This window comes from Arthrobacter sp. D2-10, assembly GCF_054161285.1.
Window position 1 is genome coordinate 2,233,647 of sequence record NZ_CP096431.1, and the last position, 19,572, is coordinate 2,253,218.

Below are 19,572 nucleotides of genomic sequence, written 5' to 3' on the forward strand. Positions count from 1 at the left end.
TTACATCCGTTCCGGAGCAGATACGCCCAGAAGATCCAGCCCGTTGGCGAGAACCTGCTGGGTGGCGTCGTTGAGCCACAGCCTGGTCCGGTGGACATCCTCGACCGGAGCATCGCCGATGGGAGCGATGCGGCAGGCGTCGTACCACCGGTGGTAGGTGCCGGCAATGACTTCAAGGTGCCGGGCGACCCGGTGCGGCTCGCGGAAGGTGACGGCCTGGGCCACCACACCGGGGTACTGACCCAGCGCCGCCAGCAGTTCACCTTCGGTGGCGTGCGTCAGGGCGGCAGCGTCGAATGCGCGGGTATCGACGCCGGCGGAAGCGGCGTTGCGCTGGACGGCATGGGTCCGGGCGTGCGCGTACTGCACATAGAACACCGGGTTCTCATTGCTTCGCTTGGTCAGCAGGTCGAGGTCGATGTCAATGTTCGAGTCGGCCGAGAACCGCGCGAGGGTGTACCGGGCAGCATCCACGCCGACGGCGTCCACAAGGTCTTCGAGGGTGACAACGGTTCCGGCTCGCTTGGACATGCGGACGGGCTGGCCGTCCTTCATGAGGTTCACCATCTGGCCGATCAGCACCTCGACAGTGTCCGGGTTGTCACCGAGCGCCGCTGCCGCTGCCTTCAGCCGGGCGACGTAGCCGTGGTGGTCCGCCCCCAGCATGATGATGTTCAGGTCGAAACCGCGCTGCCGCTTGTTCACGAAGTAGCCGATGTCGCCGGCGATGTAAGCGGGGCGGCCGTCCGACTTGATGACCACGCGGTCCTTGTCGTCACCGAACTCCGTGGACTTGAGCCACCAGGCGCCGCCTTCGAAGAAGAGGTTCCCCGAGGACTTCAACTGCTCGAGAAGTCCGCCCACGAAGTTGTCGGCGAACAGCGAATGCTCATGGAAGTAGACGTCGAAATCAACGCCGAAGTCATGCAGCGATTTCCTGATGTCACCGAACATCAGGTCGACGCCGACAGCGCGGAACTGCTCGAGCGCTTCCTCGTCCGGCTGGTCCAGGATGGCCGGAACGATCGCCAGGACCCGGTCCTTGATGTCCGAGATGTAATCGCCGCCGTAACCGTCTTCCGGTGTGGGCTCGCCCTTGGCGCTGGCGTACAGCGAGCGCGCAAAGCGGTCGATCTGCGCTCCATGGTCATTGAAGTAGTACTCCCGCGTGACGGAAGCGCCCTGGGACTGGAACATACGCGCCAGCGCGTCGCCCACGGCAGCCCAGCGCGTACCGCCAAGGTGGATCGGCCCCGTAGGGTTCGCGGACACGAACTCCAGGTTGATCTTCGTGCCGTTCAGGGCATCCGACGTGCCGTAAGCGCGTCCGGCCTCAACGATCGAGCGTGCCAGTTCACCGGCGGCACCTGCGTCGAGGCGGATGTTGAGGAAGCCCGGACCGGCGATCTCGACGGAAGCAACGCCGTCGATCGCTTCAAGCCGGGACTTAAGGATGCCCGCGAACTCGCGGGGGTTGATGCCGGCCTTCTTTGACAGCTGAAGGGCAATGTTGGTTGCCCAGTCTCCGTGCTCGCGGCTCTTCGGCCGTTCGACTCGTACCTCGGAAGGCAGCTCCACGTCAATTTCACCGGCTGCGACGGCGTCTTTCAGGCATGAGGAGATTGCGGAGGAGAGTTCTTCGGGAGTCACCCATCCAGCATAACGGCGCGGGTCTAATCCCCCTGATTCTGTGACGGACGCCAAGTCGCCGACCCATCCCGCAGCCGTTCTGAACCGAATGAGGGCCATTAGCGTTGTACAGGAGCAGAACCGCTTCCAGTTCCCCACCGAGGAGTTTGCGTGACTGACGCCGTGAAGAAGCCTTACCAGCGCTGGGCCCTGACGGGGCTTGCCGCCGTTTCCCTCATGGGATCGGCGGCGTGTGCTGCCAGCCCGACGCCGTCGCCCGGTGGCGGAGGTGACGCTGCCAACGCCGCCGAGCCCGGAGCCGGCGGATCCGGCAGTTATGCCGATGGCACCTACTCCGCAACAGGGTCCTACCAGACGCCCGGCGGCGAGGAGTCAATCGGCGTCACCGTCACCCTCGAGGCAGGCAGTGTTGCCGATGTGCAGACCGAGCCCATGCCGAGCAACGCCACCACCGAGCAGTACCAGGGCAAGTTCAGCAGCGGAATCAAGGAGCAGATCGTAGGGACCCCGCTCGACGAGCTGAGCGTCGACAAGGTCTCAGGCTCCTCCTTGACCAGCGGCGGCTTCAGCGACGCGATCGAGCAGATCAAGGGAGAAGCCGCGCAGTGAGCCCCGCGGGCTACGCGCACAGATTCAGCTTCGACGCCATCGGCACACGGTGGCATATCGACACTCCAGGCGAGTTGACCGCGGAGGTCCGTGCCGCCGTCGTCCGTGTGATCGACCACTACGATGCCACTTATTCCCGCTTCCGCGCCGACTCGCTGGTCTCGGCGCTCGCCGCGGACGGTGGTTGCGTTGACCTGCCTCCCAGTGGTGATGCACTGGGTCGCGTATTCCGAACGCTCCACCGGCTGACCGATGGAGCCATGTCACCGTTGGTGGGGCGGTCACTTGACCAGTTGGGATACGACGCCGACTACTCCTTTGTGCCCCGCGGCGCCCCCGTGCCGGCAGCGGCGTGGGACGCAACCTTCCAGTGGCGTGGGAGCACCATCTCCTCCGGGCAGCCGGTCATGCTTGATGTTGGGGCCGCCGGCAAGGGACAGCTTGTCGACCTTGTTTCGGCAACGCTGGCGGAGGCTGGTCACCGGGAGCACACCGTGGATGCCGGCGGAGACATGGTGCACTACGGAACCGGGGCCCTCCGCGTAGCGCTCGAGCATCCGTACGCTCTGGACACGGCAATCGGCGTCGTGACGCTGCAGGACCGGGCGCTCTGCGCATCGGCCTCCAACAGGCGCCGCTGGGCTGATGGCTTGCACCACGTGCTGGATGCAACAACGGGGCAATGCGTCGATACAGTGGTGGCTAGTTGGGTGCTGGCTGACAATGCGCTCGTTGCCGATGCTCTGGCCACCGCCCTCTTCCTTGTCCCGCCGGAAGTACTCCTTGCCGAGTTCGACTTCGACTACATCCGGGTTTCCTCGGAGGGACGCGCGCATTTTTCATCGTCATTGGCAGGAGCGTTGTTCTAGATGGTCGGACGGCTGAACTGGGTCACCAGGCTGGACACTTTCCTGGGCAGGACCACCATGTACCGCCTGGTTTTTATCCTTCTGCTGATCCTGAGTGCATACGCCTTCGTCCTGTCCGCGTTCGGCCTCCTGGCCTTCACGCCAACGGAGCTCGGCGCGACCCTGGCTACCGCGGTGATCGCATCCTGGGGCGGTACGCGGGTGATGGCGATGATGCTCCGGGCACGTCCCCACACCGAGTCCTCTCTCATCACCGGGCTCCTGCTCTTCTTCGTGATGTTTCCGTCCGACGAGGCCTCCGGGGTAGGCGGCATCGCGATCGCCGGCCTTGCTGCCGCCGCGTCCAAGTACTTGCTCGCTGTCCGCGGCCGTCACATCTTCAACCCGGCCGCATTCGGCGCCGTCGCAGCGACGCTGCTCGGGTTCGGCGCCGCCGCCTGGTGGGCTGCCAACCCCGCAATGCTGCCGGTGGTATTGCTGGCCACCATCCTGATCCTGTTCCGAACCCGGAAGTTCCCCATGGGCGCCGTTTTCCTCGCCCTCGCGGTCGGAATCCTGGTGGCGCGCCTGGCGGCGGGCGGAACGGATCCGATCACCGCTCTGCAGCTGGTCTTCGTTTCCTACCCCCTGCTCTTCCTGCTGGGCTTCATGCTGACGGAGCCGCTGACCCTGCCGCCAAGGCAGTGGCAGCAGCTCCTGGTCGCCGCCGTCGTTGCTGTGGTCCTTGCGCTGCAGATCAGCATCCCGCCCGTTTTCCTGGGACCCGAGTACGCTCTGCTGATCGGCAACGCCGTCGCATTCACGATGGGCCAGCGACGGCGTGTACGCCTGCGCTACGAGGGTTCCCGGCAGCTGACTCCCACCAGCGCGGAAGTCTCCTTCTCTCCGGAGTCACCGGTGCGCTTCACTGCAGGTCAGTATATGGAACTCACCCTGCCGCACGCTCGGGCGGACAGCCGCGGCCTGCGCCGCATTTTCAGCATCAGTTCAGCGCCCGACGACGGCACCATCCGCTTCGGACTGCGACTCTCGAATCCACCGAGTTCCTTCAAAGCTGCCCTGTTGAGCCTTCGCCCCGGGGCGTCGGTGGAGGCAACGTCCGTGGGCGGTGATTTCGTGCTGCCCAAAGATCCGTCGGTGCCGCTGCTCCTGTTCGCCGGTGGAATCGGGATAACGCCGTTCCTCAGCCAGTTGGGATCGATCGCCGGGAACAAGAGCGCCGGGAATAATAAGGGGCGCGACGTCGTCGTGGTCTATGTTGTCAGCCGGCCAACGGAACTCGGCTATGTCGACGAGCTTGCAAGCGCACGTGTGCTGCTCTTCTGCCCCGGAGATCCGGGACGGCTGCCGGAGGGCTGGACCCGAGGCAGCACGGACTTCCCGACTGCCGAGGAGTTGCGCTCGCTGGTTCCGGACCTGGGACGGCGGCGCGTCTACCTTTCCGGGTCACCGACCACCCTGGCGCGAGCCAAACCGGTTATTCGGAGCGCCGGTGGGAAGTCGATCAGGACCGACGCTTTCCTCGGCTACTAAGGCCTCTCCGAGCCCTTCAGGCGGCGTTTCGTTCAGCCAACTTTTCCCTGCTAAGCTTCATGAGTCCCTTTCGGCCACTGGTTCACTCCGGTGGCCGCGCCCTCGTAGCTCAGGGGATAGAGCGTCTGCCTCCGGAGCAGAAGGTCGTAGGTTCGAATCCTATCGAGGGCACATTTCTTCCACCTGAATCGCCCTTCGTCAGCGGTCATGACTGCCTGGTGAACCAGTATCAGGCCGGCCTGCGGTGCATGTAGCCGTGAGCCCACAGATCCCGCAGCAGCGCCACCTCAGCGAGGTGATGGATCATCTCCCGGTTGATGTGCTGGATGAGTGCAGCCATGGGAGCCTCTGCAAAGGGTCCCTCCGCCGGGCCGACCGGGCGGTCAAGCTCGTGCAGCGACAGGGCGGACACGGCACCGGACCAGTGAGCGTACATGCCGTCCAGCTGTTCGAGCGCTGTACCCGCACTGCCCGGATACTCATAGGTCTCGTAGCTGACCGGCGGACCGCCGAAATGCGCCTCCAGCCGACCGCCCAGTACACCGACGAGGATGTGGCCCAACCGCCAGGCGATCGTGGTGACCGGCGCCGGCTTAGGTTCGGGCAGGGCAAAGTCGATCGTGTAGTCCCCTCCCCCAACCTGCAGAGGTGCTGTGCCAGTTCCGCGCGGACGCACGCTCCAGCTGCCAGGAACGGGTTCCCAGAAGTACTCCTCATCCTCCAGCCCGTCCAGGCGCGGCCGCGCGTGATGCTCCCAGTGCCACGCAAGCTGGTCGGTGAGCTCCCTGCTGATGTCCATCGTTCTTCCTTTCCTCCCGGATATTCGCTGAAAGAATAGAAGCCATTGCGGACAGCAACTGTCCGTGTTGCTGGGTACCGTGGTTCCATGTTGGAAACATCAGCGCGTCTGCTGCAGCTGCTGTCCCTGCTTCAGCTTCGGCGTGAGTGGACGGGTTCTGCGTTGGCGGAACGCATGTCGGTCACCGAACGCACGGTACGCAGAGACATCGGCAAGCTGCGCACTCTGGGCTATCCCATCCACGCGTCGCCCGGCATCGCGGGCGGCTACCAACTGGGCGCAGGAGCGCAGCTGCCCCCGCTACTCCTTGATGATGATGAGGCGCTCGCCGTTGCGATTGGCCTGAGCGCCGTCACCGCGAGCCCCGTGTCAGGGCTCGGGGAAGCCTCGGTCCGCGCCCTGACCAAGCTGGAACAGGTGCTTCCCGGCAGACTTCGGCCGAAATTCGCCGGGCTGCGGACAGCAGTTACACACATGGCTGCGGTGAGCACGCCGGTGAACCCGGAGGTCCTCACGGCCCTTTCCTCAGCGATTACTGAGCGCAGGGTGGTGGTGTTCCGTTATGCACGTCAGGACGGCGATTCCTCCCGACGTGTTGTCGAGCCCGTACGGCTGGTGGACACCGGACGCCGTTGGTACCTTGTCGCATGGGACACCGCCAGGCAGGACTGGCGAACATTCCGTGTGGATCGGTGCCAAAGCGTGCCTTCGCCGCGCGACAGGTTCGCCGCCCGGCCCCTTCCCGCCACAGACCTCGCCGCATACGTGCAGAAGTCGATTACGCGCTCCCCTTACAGCCACGACATCGTCGTGCGCGTCCATGCACCCGCGGTGGATGTCGGCCAGATGATCCCACCCAACATTGCCGAACTTGAGGACGATGCCGGAACCACCCTCATGCGCTTCGGGGCAGACTCGTTCGACTGGCCCCTGATGCATCTGGTGGCGCTAGGGTTGGATTTCGATATCCTCGGCCCTCCGGAGCTTCGGGACCACGCCGCCGCCGCCGCTGGGCGATTGGTCCGGGCAGCCCGGGCCGACGCAGGCGTCATGGAAAGCGCCGCGGGGGCTGAATCCCGAAAGCCCGCAAGCTAAGCCGGCACTCAGGACAGGAGACAGTAGTGGTAGAGACAGCACCGGCCGAGTCGATGCTTGGCGTTGTCATGGCCGAGTTGGCCACGCTTGAGGATCCGAGGACGCGTGAAGTGAACGCCAGGCACGATGATGACCACGGGGTGAACCTCAGCAAGCTGCGCGCACTGGCCAAGGGCTTGAAGACCAACCACGAGCTCGCCCTGCAGCTCTGGGAGACCGGGGACACCGCCGCCAAACTCCTCGCAACTCTGATCTGCCGTCCGAAGGCATTCGACCGGAACGAGTTGGACGGGATGCTTCGTTCCGCACCTTCACCCAAGGTGCTCGACTGGTTCCTGAATTACGTGGTGAAAAAGAGCCCTCATGTGGAAGATCTGCGGGCTGCCTGGTTCACCGATCCGGATCCCGTGGTCGCAAGTGCCGGTTGGGCCCTGACGGCGGACCGCGTAGTGAAGAGCCCGGGTGAGCTGGACCTCCCGGCCCTGCTGGACAGCATCGAGGCAAAGATGAAGGACGCTCCGGATCGCCTGCAGTGGGCCATGAACACCTGCCTGGCGCACATCGGAATCAACCATCCCGGGCAACGCGATCGCGCACTCGCCATCGGGGAGGGCCTGGAAGTCCTCAAGGACTACCCCGCCTCCCCAGGTTGTACATCGCCTTATGCACCCATCTGGATCAAGGCAATGGTTGACAGGCAGGAGGCCGGCTGACCGGAATCGAGCCTGCGGCGGCCGCGATCAGGTCCTGACCCGGCATGATCACGTAAACTTGCGGGTAATCATGTCGCTGACAATCTCTTACCCCGCCCAGCTCCCGGTTTCGGAACGGCGGGCAGACATCATGGCTGCCATCGCGGCGAACCAGGTCACCATCATCGCGGGTGAAACCGGCTCCGGGAAAACCACGCAGATCCCAAAGATGTGCCTGGAGCTCGGCCTTGCCGAGTCCGGGATGATCGGCCACACGCAGCCTCGCCGCCTGGCCGCGAGGACCGTCGCTGAGCGCATCGCCGAAGAACTCGACGTGAAGCTGGGCGAGGAGGTCGGCTATCAGGTGCGCTTCACCGGCGAGGTGGGCCGAAGCACCCGGATCAAGCTCATGACGGACGGCATCCTGCTTGCCGAGATACAACACGACAGGCTGTTGAAGAAATACAGCACGATCATCATTGACGAGGCGCACGAGCGCAGCCTCAACATCGACTTCATTCTCGGCTATCTCAAGCGGATCCTGCCCAAGCGTCCGGATCTGAAAGTCATCATCACCTCCGCCACTATTGATCCAGAGCGTTTCGCCAACCACTTCGCAGCGGATGAGCTCGCGCGTGAGAAGGCGCCCGCGCCCATCATTGAGGTGTCCGGGCGCACCTACCCTGTAGAGATCCGTTACCGTCCGCTCAGTCAGCCTGCGGGTGACACAGAGTCGGACACCGATGACGAGCTTGAGGAAGACCGCGACCCGCTCGATGCCGTGTGTGACGCCGTTGACGAGCTTGCACGGGAAGCCCCCGGTGACATTTTGGTGTTTTTCTCCGGCGAGCGCGAGATCCGCGATGCGGCCGACGCGCTTCGTGCACGCGTCCAGGTGAATCCGCGTCTGCGAGGGACCGAGATCCTTCCGCTTTTTGCCCGGTTGTCGCTGCAGGAACAGCACCGCGTCTTCAACCCCGGGGGTGCAGGCCGGCGTATCGTCCTCGCGACCAACGTCGCGGAGACTTCTCTCACGGTGCCGGGAATCAAGTACGTCATCGATACGGGAACCGCTCGAATTTCCCGGTATTCGCATCGGACCAAGGTGCAGCGGCTCCCGATCGAGCGCGTGTCACAGGCATCGGCGAACCAACGGTCGGGCCGTTGCGGCCGTGTTTCCGACGGCATCGCCATCCGCCTGTACTCGGAAGAGGACTTCGAGTCGCGGCGCCCCTTCACCGACCCGGAGATCCTGCGAACCAACCTTGCTGCCGTCATCCTCCAGATGACGGCGATGGGCGTGACCCGCGGACCAAAGGACGTTGCAGCATTCCCGTTCGTCGAGCCGCCTGATTCAAAGGCAATCAACGACGGCGTCACCCTCCTGCGCGAGCTGGGCGCCCTGGCCCCGGACGGCGGGATCTCTCCGGTGGGCAGGCAACTGGCCCAACTGCCGGTAGATCCCCGGCTCGGACGCATGATTGTCGAGGCGGGCAGGCGAGGCTGCGCGAAAGAGGTTATGGTCCTGGCTGCGGCCCTGACCATCCAGGACCCGAGGGAACGACCGCAACCCGACCAGGCCGCAAAGCTCCAGAGCGCCACCGAGAAGCACCGCAGGTTCGTGGACGAGACATCGGACTTCACCGGGTACCTGAACCTGTGGCGATACCTGCAGGACCAGCAGAAGGAACTGTCATCGACCCAGTTCCGCAAGCTGTGCCGCAACGACTTCATCAACTACCTGCGCGTGCGCGAGTGGCAGGACCTGTTCACCCAACTGCGCCAGCTCGCCAAACCGCTCGGCATCACCCTTCCGCCCGGTGAGGTGGACCCGGTCGCCCAGCATGACGCGGTCCATATCAGCATGCTGTCCGGGCTGCTCAGCCACATTGGCCTGTACGACCAGCGCAAACGCGAGTACGCCGGTGCCCGCGGCACCCGGTTCGCCATCTTCCCCGGCAGCGCTCTGTTCAAGAAGAGCCCGGACTGGGTGATGGCAGCAGAACTCGTAGAGACGTCGCGGCTTTGGGCGCGGGTGGTTGCCAGGTTCGACCCGCTCTGGGCTGAGGAGGTCGCCCCGGACCTGGTGAAGCGCAGCTACAGCGAGCCGCACTGGTCCCGCAAGATGGGCTCAGTCATGGCGTACGAGAAGGTCACACTCTACGGCGTGCCGATTGTCCCGCAACGGCGCATCAACTACGGCCGAATCGACAGGGAGGTCGCACGCGAGCTCTTCATCCGGCATGCACTGGTCGAAGGCGACTGGCGTACTCATCACAAGTTCTTCCACCGCAACAAGGCGCGGATCGCGGAGATCGAAGAGATGGAAAACCGGATGCGCCGCCGCGACCTCATGGTCGACGACGAGACTCTCTTCGCCTTTTATGATGCGCGTGTGGGCCCCGACGTTGTCTCGGAGCGCCACTTCGACAAGTGGTGGAAGCAGGCCCGGCAGGACAGCCCTGATCTGCTGGACTTCAAGCCCGAGGAACTGCTCAGCCGGGATGCCGATCTCGACGAGGGTGCTTTTCCGAAGACGTGGCACCAGCAGGGATTCGAACTGCCGCTGAGCTATGAGTTCTCGCCGAACGTTCCCGGCGCATCCGACGGCGTCACGGTGCAGGTTCCGATCCTTTTCCTGAACCAGCTGGAACCGGCGCCCTTCCAATGGCAGATCCCCGGATTGCGGGTGGAACTGGTGACTGCGCTCATCAAGTCCCTGCCGAAGCAGGTCCGCAAGAACTTCATTCCCGCTCCGGATGTCGCCCGAACCGCCGTCGAAGCACTCCATGCCGACTTCGATCCCGCGCGGGATGAGCTCGAACCATCCCTGGAGCTCGTACTGCGGCGCTTGAAGGGACACATCATTCCGCCGGGATCATGGAACAGGGAAACGCTGCAGCCGCACCTGCTCATGAACTTCCAGGTAGTCGACGCCAACGGCCGGGTCCTGGACGAAGACACGGACCTTCATGCGCTTCAGGACCGGCTCGCGCCGCAGACCCGGCGGGCTATCGCCGACTCCCTCGGCGCTACACCGGGCTCGATCCAGCAGAAGCAGACGGCGGGGCGCCGGCACCGCCAGGAGCAGGCGTCGTCGTCGGGGAATGGTGATCCGGGAATCAAGGAGATCACCGGCGCAACCGCCTGGACCTTCGGCACGGTGCCGAAGGAAGTGTCCCGCATCGTCGGCGGGCACCGCGTCACGGGTTACCCGGCCCTCGTCGACGAGCAGAACGCCGTGGGGCTCAGGGTCTTCCCCAACCCCGCCGAACAGTCCGCCGCCATGCGCGCAGGGGTAATCCGCCTGCTCGCGCTGCGGGTCCCAAGTCCCGCCCGCTACGTCCTGGAGCACCTGAGCAACACGGAGAAGCTGACCTTCAGCCAGAACCCTCACGGCAGCGTCAGCGCACTGATCGAGGACTGCTCTATCGCGGCCATTGACAAGCTCACGCCCGAGCAACTGCCCTGGTCGCCCGAGGAATTTGACGCACTATACGAGGCTGTCAGAGCCGAACTGATCGACACGGTCTTCACAGTCACAGCGACCGTGGAGAAGATTCTTGCAAGCGCGCGCCGGATCGAGAAGAGGCTGAAGGGCTCGACCAGTTTGGCGCTCATCACCGCCCTCAATGACGTGAGGAGCCAGCTGGAGCAGCTGGTCTTCCCCGGATTCGTGGCGACTACGGGCTACGCCCAACTGGCGCACCTTCCCCGCTACCTCGCGGGCATCGAGCGGCGGCTGGAGAAGCTCGAAAGCAACGTGCAGCGCGACGGTCTCAGCACGGCCATCGTCCAGCGGCTGGAGGACGAGTACGACGACGCCGTTGCGTCCGTCGCTCCCCATGGACGCCCTGTGCCACCCGGCTTGGGCCGCGTTCGCTGGATGCTGGAGGAACTCCGCGTGAGTCTCTTCGCCCAGGAACTTGGGACCGCCTATTCCGTGTCGGAGAAACGTATCCGCGCGGCCCTCGGCGAGGCACTTGCCGCTTAGGGCTGTGGAACGAACTCCGCGTATCCAGCGGCACGCAGTGCGGTGCGCAACCGTTCCGCGTTCCCGTCGAGCTTCTCAGGATCCGCTGAGCGGTCCACGTTGTGCACGTCGAAGTCTGCAGGGCTGTGCGTCGGCCAGATGTGGACGTGGACGTGGGGAATCTCGTACCCCTCCATCAGCACGCCGATGCGCTTGGCGTTGAACACCGCCTCCTGCACCTTCGCTATCTTCTGCGCAACATTCATCACCTTGCCGAGCAGCTCCGCTTCAAGGTCGATCCAGTGCGCCACCTCTCGGCGGGGCACGACCATGAGGTGTCCGTCCGTGATCGGCTCAATGGTCAGGAAAGCCACCACGTCATCGTCCTTCCAGACGAAACGGCCCGGGATCTCACCGGCGATGATCCTGGTGAACAGCGTGCTCATGATTCCTCCTCAAGTGAAGCGGCATCAAGTACGAATCGGTACTTCACGTCTCCCGCTACCATGCGGTCGTAGGCCACGTTGAGCTGGTCGGCGGCGACGAGCTCGATGTCGGATACGACCCCGTGCTCCGCACAGAAGTCGAGCATCTCCTGTGTCTCCGCGATGCCGCCGATCAGCGAGCCGGCATACGTCCGCCGCTTCCGGATCAGCAATCCCGGGTCGACGGCCGGCATTGGGTCGGCCGGAAGACCTAGCTGGAATAAGGCCCCATCGAGCCGGAGCGTCCGGATCAATTGGTTGAGGTCATGCGGGGCTGCCACGGTATCGATGACAACATCGAGCGTGTTGGCAGCTGCTTCCATGGCGTCCGCATCCCTGGAAATAACCACGCGGTCCGCCCCCAACTCGTGCGCGGCGTCCACCTTGCCGGACGACGTCGTGAAAACAGTCACCGACGCCCCCATCGCTTTGGCGATCTTCACGGCCATGTGCCCAAGGCCACCCAAGCCAACGACCCCGACGGCGTCGCCCTTCTCGACACCGAAGTGGTTCAGCGGCGAGAAGGTGGTGATGCCTGCACAGAGCAGGGGTGCTGCTGCGGCCGGGTCCATCCCCTCCGGAATCCGAAGAACGTACCCCTCATTCACGACGATGGAGGTGGCGTACCCGCCCTGTGTGACTTCGCCGTCGTGCCTCCTGTCGGGCGAACCGTAGGTGGCGGTCATGCCCCGCTCGCAGTATTGCTCCAGACCGTCGGCGCAGCTTTCACACTCGCGGCAGGAATCAACCATGCAGCCGACCCCAACCCGGTCGCCCACGGCGAACGACGTCACTGAGCCGCCGATGCGGGTGACCCGGCCGACTATTTCGTGACCGGGCACCAGCGGGTACCGGGCGGAGCCCCACTCGCTCCGTGTGGCGTGAACATCCGAGTGGCACAGTCCGCAGAAATCAATGGCTATCTCGACGTCGTCGTGTGCCGGTTCCCTACGCTCAAGGGTGGTTCGGCCCAACCCGCTGGACGGCGACGTGGCGGCATAAGCGAATGCAGTGGTCATACCGGTTACTCTTCCATATCCGGGCTATCCAGCCGATCAGCAAATGGCGACCGTCACGGACCGGTTGCCACCGGCAGATCAGCGCGCTGGGACCACTGCGACCACGATCCCGGGTACAGCGCCGCCCGGAAACCGGCAACCTCAAGGGCAGCTATCTCGTGTGCGGCGGTGATGCCTGAACCGCAGTACACGGCGACGTCGGCGCTCTCCGTGATCCCGACCGCTGCAAACCTGCGACGCAGCTCAGTCGGCGGCTGGAAGGTCTTCTGGGGCGTGAGATTACCGGTCGTCGGGGCGCTGACAGCACGAGGTATGTGACCGGCCTTCGGGTCGACCGGCTCGACCTCGCCGCGGAACCGCTCAGGTGCCCTTGCATCGAGAAGGACACCGTGTTCGGTGAACGACAAAACGTCCTCGATCGCCAGAACCGGCATATGGCCCGAGCTCAGGTTCACGTCGCCCAGGCAATGCTGCTCCTCGCCGCGCTCCGTCTCAAAACCGGCCGCTTGCCAGGCACTCAGTCCACCGTCGAGAAGGTAGACACTGGTCAGGCCGGCGTTCCGAAGCAGCCACCACAGGCGTGCAGCGGCGAGGTTACCCGTGTCGTCATAGGCGACAACGACATCACCGTCGTTGATTCCCCACTGGCGGGCCGCTTCTTCAAGTTCTACGGGTTCCGGAAGCGGATGCCGTCCCTCGGATAGTGACGCGCCGGCGCAAAGCTGGGCTTCCAGGTCAACGTAGACGGCGCCGGGGATGTGAGCTGATCGGTACTGTTCATGGCCGTGGGGGTTGCCCAACGCCCAACGAACATCCAGCAGGACGGTCTGCTGACCGGAGGTCATCCGGTTCCGCAGCGCCTGCACGTCCATCAGAGTCTCCATGAAGATCTCCTTATGAAGTGTGACCGGTGGCACACCGGTCAGGGTGTGAACCAAGTTCATCACAGCTCCGGGAACCCACCAAGCCATGCCCGCGCCGGTTGCCCGCCGAACTTCTGGCCCTCCGCGGCGTCAGGGAGTACAACAGGGTAATGACAGTCTCCCTGGTGCTCGGACCGATGCTCCGGTATGTCGACGAAACCTCTGCCACGGTGTGGCTGGAAACAAGCGAAGCATGCACGGTGGTGGTGCGGGTCGGCGGAGGCAAAGCCGCCGCGCCCACCTTCGCGGTATATGGCCACCACTACGCGCTGGTGGAGGTGCGGGACCTCCCTCCCGGGGAAACACTCGAGTATTCCGTTGAGATAGACGGAGAGCGCCTCTGGCCGGATCCTGCCTCACAATTCCCGCCCTCATCCATCCGGACCCTCCACCCGGAAAGGCGCTTGCGGCTCGCCTTCGGATCGTGCCGGACAAGTGTCCCCCACGACAGGATGGGCAACGCCACTCACGGCGTGGATGCCCTGCGTGCCTATGCGCTGCATGTCGCGAACGACGACGGCGGCCGTCCCGACCTAGTCGCTTTCCTCGGTGACCAGGTTTACGCCGACTCGACGAGCAGCCAGATGCAGGACTTCATCGAGTCCCGCCGGTCGCTGTCGGAACCGCCGGGCGAGGAACTGAAGGACTACGAGGAGTACGCGCATCTTTACAAGCTCGCGTGGTCGGACGAAGCAAACCGTTGGTTACTCTCCACCCTTCCCAGCGCGATGATCTTCGACGACCACGACATCCGCGATGACTGGAACGCGTCGCTGACCTGGAGGGAGAAGATGCATGCCACCGACTGGTGGCACGGCAGGATTGTTGCCGGGCTTGCTTCTTACTGGGTGTACCAGCACCTCGGCAACCTCTCACCCGGTGCGAGAGCGGAGGATCCGTTGTGGAACAGGATCACGTCCCACGACGGCCCCGGTGAACTGGATCTGACCGGCGAGCTGGAATCATTCGCCGAACAGGCCGACTCGGATCCGGTCAGTTACCGCTGGAGCTACTTCCGGGATATCGGTGACGTCCGGATCATCACCGTCGATTCGCGCGCTGCGCGGGTCCTGGACCCCGGTCGGCGTTCCCTGCTGGACGAGTCGGAACTGGCCTGGCTGAACGAGCACTTCCAGGGCGGCGTGAGGCATCTGCTCGTGGCAACCTCGCTCCCCTTCCTTCTCCCTCGCGGCCTGCACCACATCGAGTCATGGGACGAGGCACTCGCGGAAGGCGCCTGGGGGAAGCAGGGGTCGCGGATCGGCGAGGGACTGCGTCAGGCGCTCGACCTCGAGCACTGGGGGGCGTTCCAGCGCAGCTTCCGGTCGGTAGCGAAACTGGCAACGGAGGTCGCCGATGGGAAACGGGGGCCGGCACCGCAGACAGTCACATTCCTCTCCGGCGATGTCCACTTCTCCTATATCGCGGAAGTCAACCGGTCCTCGGGCAGCCGTATCCTTCAGGCAGTGTGTTCCCCCATCCGCAACCCGCTCCCGCGGGCGCTCCGCTTCGCCACTGTGGCGATGTCGTACGGAGTCGCAAGCCCCATCGGTGCCCTGGTGGCGCGTTCGGTGAGGGTTCCGAAGCCGCCGTTCTCCTGGGAGAACATCAAGGGGCCGTGGTTCGACAACAACCTGGCCGTGCTGGAGGACAGCGATGACGGACTGAGGCTGCAGTGGGCCACCGGTGTGGCCGATGGCGACCCCAGAACTCCACGGCTCAAGGAAGTGGCCAGTTACACGGTGTCCCCGCGGTCACACGCACCCTCGCCGTCGAACGCGCCCTAGACAGCGACGCTCTGGACAGTGACGCTCTGGACAGTGACGCTTTAGACAGTGACGCTTTAGACAGTGACGCTTTAGACAGTGACGCTCTGGCGCGGCTCGAGATGTTCGAAGTCAGTGCCGTAGTGCTTCCCCAGGCGGGCAACATGGCCTTCGACCATCGCAAGGCCCGTTTCGTTCAGCAGCGCATCATGGATCTGGTGTGCCCGCGGCGCGCGGACGGCCGTGACGAAGTCAACGACTTCGGCGGTCTTTGACCAGGGAGCGTGGACCGGCACAAGCAGCGTATTCACCTGGACGCCGTGCGGGACGATGAAAGAATCACCCGGGTGGTAGAGGTTGTCATCGATCAGGTATCCGATGTTTTTCACCACCGGGATGTGCGGATGAATGAGCGCGTGCTGCCCGCCGAAGGTTCTCACGTCAAAGCCTGCGATGGTGTAGCTGCTCTCAGGATCCACGGCGTGAACGCGCGCCCCGCCGTCATCTCCCAGCGCCTCCGTCAACTGCGACGCGACACCAGCCGGCGCATGAACCTCCAGTGAGGGATCAGATCGCATCGACTCAGCGATCCTACCGACGTCGAAGTGGTCCGCATGTTCATGAGTGATGAGGATCGCTGCCGCTCCGGCAACGGCCTCTTCGACCTCCGAGAAGTTGCCTGGATCCAGCACGAGGGCGGAACCATCCTTCTCCAGCCGGACGCACGCATGAGTGAACTTCGTCATCAACATCCGCCCAGACTACCGCCGTCGGTGCAGCCTGTCAGCGGCGGCGCCGCGGGGTTGCCGCCACCCCGGTGCTACCCTTGACGCGGGTCGAATCGAGGACAGGAAGGTGACCAGCCAGGCATGTCATCGGAGGCAGCACAGCCGGTCCGCAAAGGACCGGAACAACGCGTGACCAAGCAGCGCCGGGCCGTCGGCGCTACCCTCGATGAGCTCGACGACTTCGTAAGCACACAGGAGCTGTACCGGAAACTTCATGAACGCGGTGAGTCGGTCTCCCTCGCCACGACCTACAGAATCCTGCAGTCGATGGCCGACGACGGCCTCGTGGACGTCCTGCGGAACGGCGAGGGCGAGGCCGTGTACCGCCGCTGCGCAGTCGAGCACCACCACCATCACCTGCTGTGCCGCAAGTGCGGAAGGGCCGTGGAGATCGAGGCTCCGGCCGTTGAGCAGTGGGCGGCACGGATGGCACGGGAGTACGGCTACACCGATGTAGCCCACACAGTCGAGATTTACGGACTATGCCCGGAGTGCACTGCCGCGAAGGACTAGGAACCGGGCGAACTAGGCGGGCTGGACCGCACGCGACTCCGAGGCCGTCGCCTTTTTCGAGCGTCGCCAGTTGATGGTCCTGCACACGAGGTAGATCACGAAGGAAATAGTGGTCACGTAGGGGCTGATCGGGATCCGTCCCCCCAGTGCCAGCAGGATTCCGCCCACCACTGACGTGCACGCAAACACAACACTGAGCAACACGACCAGGCGGGGCGACGACGTAACCTTCAGGGCTGCGGCGGCCGGGGTAATGAGCAGCGCGAGCACCAGCAGCGCGCCGACCACCTGAATGGACAGCGCCACCGACACTCCCAGCAGGAACATGAACACCAGCGACAGCCCGCGGACGGGTACGCCCCGGGCTTCAGCCAGATCCGGGTCCACACTGGCGAAGGTGAGTGGGCGCCAGATTGCGCCGAGTGCGGCCATGACAACCACCGCGCATCCCGCCAGGAGTGTCAGCTGAACCTGGTCGACAGAAACAATCTGTCCGGTCAACAAACCGAATTTGTTCGCGGCCCTGCCCTCGTAGAGCGCCAGAAACAGGATCCCCAGGCCGAGGCCGAAAGGCATGATGACGCCGATGATCGAGTTGCGGTCCCGTGCCCGAATGCCCATCAGCCCGAGCAGCAGCGCCGCAATCACGGACCCGACCAGGGAACCGTATACAACGTTCGCGCCGACGAGCAGGGCGAACGCCGCACCCGCGAAGGAGAGTTCAGCAATCCCGTGGACCGCGAAGGCAAGGTCCCGCATCATCACGAAGGTGCCGATTAGCCCGCCCAACAGGCCCAGCACGGCGCCGGCCCAGATCGAGTTCTGCACCAGGGGCAGCAGCTCGGCGTAGTTGTCGAACGTGAAGATGGCCCTCAGCATTTCCTCGAAGTTCACGGGTGCGCAACTTCGGCATGATGGTGCGTGGTGGCGTCAGGCAGACCGACCACAACGATGCGGCCGTTGTTGTGAATCACGTCGACCCTGCTGTCGTAGAGGTCGGACAGCACTTCGCTGGTCATAACTTCCTTCGGTGTGCCCACGCGGAAACGTCCGCCCGCAAGGTACAGAACGCGGTCCACGTACTCAATGATGGGATTGATTTCATGGGTCACGAATACCACCGCGGTGTTGTACTCCCGGCATTGGTCGTTGATCAGCCGGCTCACTGCCTGCTGGTGGTGCAGGTCCAGTGAAAGCAGCGGTTCGTCGCAGAGCAGCACCTGCGGATCAGTTGCGAGCGCCTGGGCGGCGCGGAGCCGCTGCTGCTCTCCGCCCGACAATCGGCCGACCGGGGCGTCAGCGTACGACGACGCTCCCACCTTTTCGAGGAGTGCATCGACGGTTCGCCGGTACGCCGATCCCGCGCGGCGAAAGCCCCAACGGTGTCCGTCCACTCCCAGCCCCACGAGGTCACGGGCACGAAGTGGCGTTTCGGCGGCGAAGGACTTTTGTTGCGGGATATAGCCGAAGGCACGGCTTCCCCGGTGCAGGGCGTGGCCGTTCACCGTGGCCGTTCCCGAGTCCAGGTCCTGCAGGCCGAGAAGAACCCGAAGAAGACTGGTCTTGCCCGACCCATTCGGACCCAGCACCGCTAGAAACTCCCCGGTCCGGATGTCCAGGTCCAGGTCGTGCCACAGAGTGCGACGGCCGAAGGAAAGTGAAGCTGAGCGCAGGCTGACTACGGGGCGTGCTGCAGCACCGCCGTCGTTGGCCACGCGGTCTCCTTGGTACTGGGAAGGGAGGGTACTGGCCAATTCTGTCAGGACTTCAGTGCTTCGGCGATGTTCTGGATGTTGGTGGTCATCCAGGAGATGTAATCAGCGTCGTCCGGCACCGTCTCGGTGAAGCTGACCACGGGCACGGAGGCACTCTCCGCGGAGCTGCGGACCGCCTGCGTCTGCGCGCCTTCGGTCTGCTCGTTGTAGGCAAGGAAAGCAACAGAGCCGCTTTCCACGAGTTGCTGCATCTCGCTCATGGCAGCCACCGGAACATCGGAGCCCTCCTCGATGGCCTCCGAGTAATCCTCGGGGGTAACGTCTTCAAGGCCCGCCGCCTCCAGGAGGTAGGCAGGCACCGGCTCAGTAGCGGCAACGGACTTACCTTCAGCCTCGCGAGCCAGTGCCTGCGCCTCCTCAAGCAGCGCGGCGATGTCCTTCTCGAACGTCGCAGCGTTGCTCTCATAAGTTTCCGCGTTGTCGGGATCGAGTGCGGCCAGCTTCTCCGCCACAGCGCCTGCAAGATCGGCCATGGCGTCCAGCTTGTACCAGACGTGTTCGTTGAAGGAGCCGTGCCCGTGCTCACCCTCGGAGTGAGCCTCTTCCTCGGCGTGAGCCTCTTCCTCGGCGTGGGCCTCTTCCCCGCCTGCTACTCCCGCGATGTCGACGGCGCTCAATACATACTCATGATCCACCTTGACCGAATCAGCGAGCGTGTGCAGGAAGGGGTCATAACCGCCGCCGTTTTCCACCAGCAGGTCAGCCTTCGATACAGCGAGCTTGTCCTGCACCGTCGCCTCGTAGGAGTGCGGATCCTGGCTCAAACTGTCGACGATCGCCGTCACTTCCACGAGGTCACCGCCGACGGATTCGACTATGTTCCCGTAGACGTTCGTGGAAGTCACCACCTGAAGAGTGCCCGCGTCCTCGGCGGAGGCCGTTCCATCGGCATTTTGGCCGCAGCCAGCCAACGCCAGCGGCAGAAGGGCCGAAGCGGAGAGAACCGCAGTGGTTCGCGCGAGAACGGAGCGCATGAGTATCCTCGATCTTTTTGGGGAGAGGGTCGGGCCATCAGGCAAGGTCAACTCTAACCTAAACGCGAATCATTCGCAGTTTGTGCGGCGGTGTAGGAATGGTGCGACG

General features: G+C 64.2%; 18 protein-coding genes and 1 tRNA gene. 9 read left to right on the forward strand and 10 right to left on the reverse strand.

Features of this window, described 5'->3' with window-relative positions; all coding sequences use genetic code 11:
- Window positions 1-1,650 (reverse strand): arginine--tRNA ligase, encoded by a 1,650-nt coding sequence (argS, locus tag M1D74_RS10410; RefSeq protein ID WP_458115268.1) that lies wholly within the window; start codon window positions 1,648-1,650, stop codon window positions 1-3.
- Between the two features lie 150 nt (window positions 1,651-1,800).
- Here argS and M1D74_RS10415 point away from each other — a divergent pair, with 150 nt between their 5' ends.
- The 4 genes from M1D74_RS10415 (at window position 1,801) to M1D74_RS10430 (ending at window position 4,832) form a co-directional block, all read left to right on the forward strand.
- Complete coding sequence (locus M1D74_RS10415; RefSeq protein ID WP_309072415.1) at window positions 1,801-2,259, forward strand: FMN-binding protein; 459 nt, start codon at window positions 1,801-1,803, stop codon at window positions 2,257-2,259.
- Window positions 2,256-3,128, forward strand: coding sequence for an FAD:protein FMN transferase (locus M1D74_RS10420; protein WP_458115269.1), 873 nt, complete (start codon window positions 2,256-2,258; stop codon window positions 3,126-3,128). The genes M1D74_RS10415 and M1D74_RS10420 overlap by 4 nt, the downstream gene beginning before the upstream one ends.
- Window positions 3,129-4,661 (forward strand): FAD-dependent oxidoreductase, encoded by a 1,533-nt coding sequence (locus tag M1D74_RS10425; RefSeq protein WP_458115270.1) that lies wholly within the window; start codon window positions 3,129-3,131, stop codon window positions 4,659-4,661.
- 98 nt (window positions 4,662-4,759) lie between these two features.
- A tRNA-Arg gene (locus M1D74_RS10430) sits at window positions 4,760-4,832 on the forward strand.
- Between the two features lie 58 nt (window positions 4,833-4,890).
- Here the strand turns inward: M1D74_RS10430 and M1D74_RS10435 are convergent.
- Window positions 4,891-5,460 carry a DinB family protein gene (locus M1D74_RS10435; protein WP_458115271.1) on the reverse strand — a complete coding sequence of 190 codons (570 nt, stop codon included), beginning with the start codon at window positions 5,458-5,460 and terminating at the stop codon, window positions 4,891-4,893.
- A gap of 87 nt (window positions 5,461-5,547) precedes the next feature.
- Here M1D74_RS10435 and M1D74_RS10440 point away from each other — a divergent pair, with 87 nt between their 5' ends.
- The 3 genes from M1D74_RS10440 (at window position 5,548) to hrpA (ending at window position 11,241) form a co-directional block, all read left to right on the forward strand.
- Window positions 5,548-6,555 (forward strand): helix-turn-helix transcriptional regulator, encoded by a 1,008-nt coding sequence (locus M1D74_RS10440; RefSeq protein WP_309072329.1) that lies wholly within the window; start codon window positions 5,548-5,550, stop codon window positions 6,553-6,555.
- A 53-nt stretch (window positions 6,556-6,608) separates the two neighbouring features.
- Entirely contained in the window at window positions 6,609-7,268 is a 660-nt protein-coding gene (locus M1D74_RS10445) for a DNA alkylation repair protein (RefSeq protein WP_458117175.1), read from the forward strand.
- A 70-nt stretch (window positions 7,269-7,338) separates the two neighbouring features.
- Entirely contained in the window at window positions 7,339-11,241 is a 3,903-nt protein-coding gene (gene hrpA / locus M1D74_RS10450; RefSeq protein ID WP_458115272.1) for an ATP-dependent RNA helicase HrpA, read from the forward strand.
- Here the strand turns inward: hrpA and M1D74_RS10455 are convergent.
- The 3 genes from M1D74_RS10455 to M1D74_RS10465 are packed head-to-tail and all read right to left on the reverse strand — an operon-like array spanning window position 11,238 to window position 13,608.
- A complete protein-coding gene (locus tag M1D74_RS10455; RefSeq protein ID WP_458115273.1) occupies window positions 11,238-11,666 on the reverse strand; it encodes an HIT family protein in 429 nt (142 codons plus the stop codon). The two genes, hrpA and M1D74_RS10455, sit on opposite strands and share 4 nt — an antisense overlap.
- Window positions 11,663-12,724, reverse strand: a complete 1,062-nt coding sequence (locus tag M1D74_RS10460; RefSeq protein ID WP_309072331.1) for an NAD(P)-dependent alcohol dehydrogenase — start codon at window positions 12,722-12,724, stop codon at window positions 11,663-11,665. Before M1D74_RS10460 ends, M1D74_RS10455 begins: the two co-directional genes overlap by 4 nt.
- Window positions 12,725-12,777: 53 nt before the next feature.
- Window positions 12,778-13,608 carry a sulfurtransferase gene (locus tag M1D74_RS10465; RefSeq protein WP_458115274.1) on the reverse strand — a complete coding sequence of 277 codons (831 nt, stop codon included), beginning with the start codon at window positions 13,606-13,608 and terminating at the stop codon, window positions 12,778-12,780.
- 149 nt (window positions 13,609-13,757) lie between these two features.
- Between M1D74_RS10465 and M1D74_RS10470 the strand changes: the two genes are divergently transcribed.
- Entirely contained in the window at window positions 13,758-15,434 is a 1,677-nt protein-coding gene (locus M1D74_RS10470) for an alkaline phosphatase D family protein (protein ID WP_458115275.1), read from the forward strand.
- Here M1D74_RS10470 and M1D74_RS10475 read toward each other — a convergent pair.
- Together M1D74_RS10475 and M1D74_RS10480 are read right to left on the reverse strand one after the other, a co-directional pair.
- Window positions 15,367-15,579 (reverse strand): pentapeptide repeat-containing protein, encoded by a 213-nt coding sequence (locus M1D74_RS10475; protein WP_458115276.1) that lies wholly within the window; start codon window positions 15,577-15,579, stop codon window positions 15,367-15,369. The two genes, M1D74_RS10470 and M1D74_RS10475, sit on opposite strands and share 68 nt — an antisense overlap.
- On the reverse strand, window positions 15,506-16,165 hold the full coding sequence (locus tag M1D74_RS10480) for an MBL fold metallo-hydrolase (RefSeq protein ID WP_309123749.1): 660 nt from the start codon (window positions 16,163-16,165) through the stop codon (window positions 15,506-15,508). The genes M1D74_RS10475 and M1D74_RS10480 overlap by 74 nt, the downstream gene beginning before the upstream one ends.
- Before the next feature lie 117 nt (window positions 16,166-16,282).
- On the opposite strand from M1D74_RS10480, the gene M1D74_RS10485 reads away from it, so the two are divergent.
- On the forward strand, window positions 16,283-16,714 hold the full coding sequence (locus tag M1D74_RS10485; RefSeq protein WP_309070769.1) for a Fur family transcriptional regulator: 432 nt from the start codon (window positions 16,283-16,285) through the stop codon (window positions 16,712-16,714).
- A 12-nt stretch (window positions 16,715-16,726) separates the two neighbouring features.
- On the opposite strand, the gene M1D74_RS10490 is transcribed toward M1D74_RS10485, so the two are convergent.
- The 3 genes from M1D74_RS10490 to M1D74_RS10500 are packed head-to-tail and all read right to left on the reverse strand — an operon-like array spanning window position 16,727 to window position 19,463.
- Window positions 16,727-17,608 (reverse strand): metal ABC transporter permease, encoded by an 882-nt coding sequence (locus tag M1D74_RS10490; protein WP_458115277.1) that lies wholly within the window; start codon window positions 17,606-17,608, stop codon window positions 16,727-16,729.
- Window positions 17,605-18,429, reverse strand: coding sequence for a metal ABC transporter ATP-binding protein (locus M1D74_RS10495; protein WP_458115278.1), 825 nt, complete (start codon window positions 18,427-18,429; stop codon window positions 17,605-17,607). The genes M1D74_RS10490 and M1D74_RS10495 overlap by 4 nt, the downstream gene beginning before the upstream one ends.
- A gap of 44 nt (window positions 18,430-18,473) precedes the next feature.
- Entirely contained in the window at window positions 18,474-19,463 is a 990-nt protein-coding gene (locus M1D74_RS10500) for a metal ABC transporter substrate-binding protein (protein WP_309123748.1), read from the reverse strand.
- Window positions 19,464-19,572: the final 109 nt, after the last annotated feature.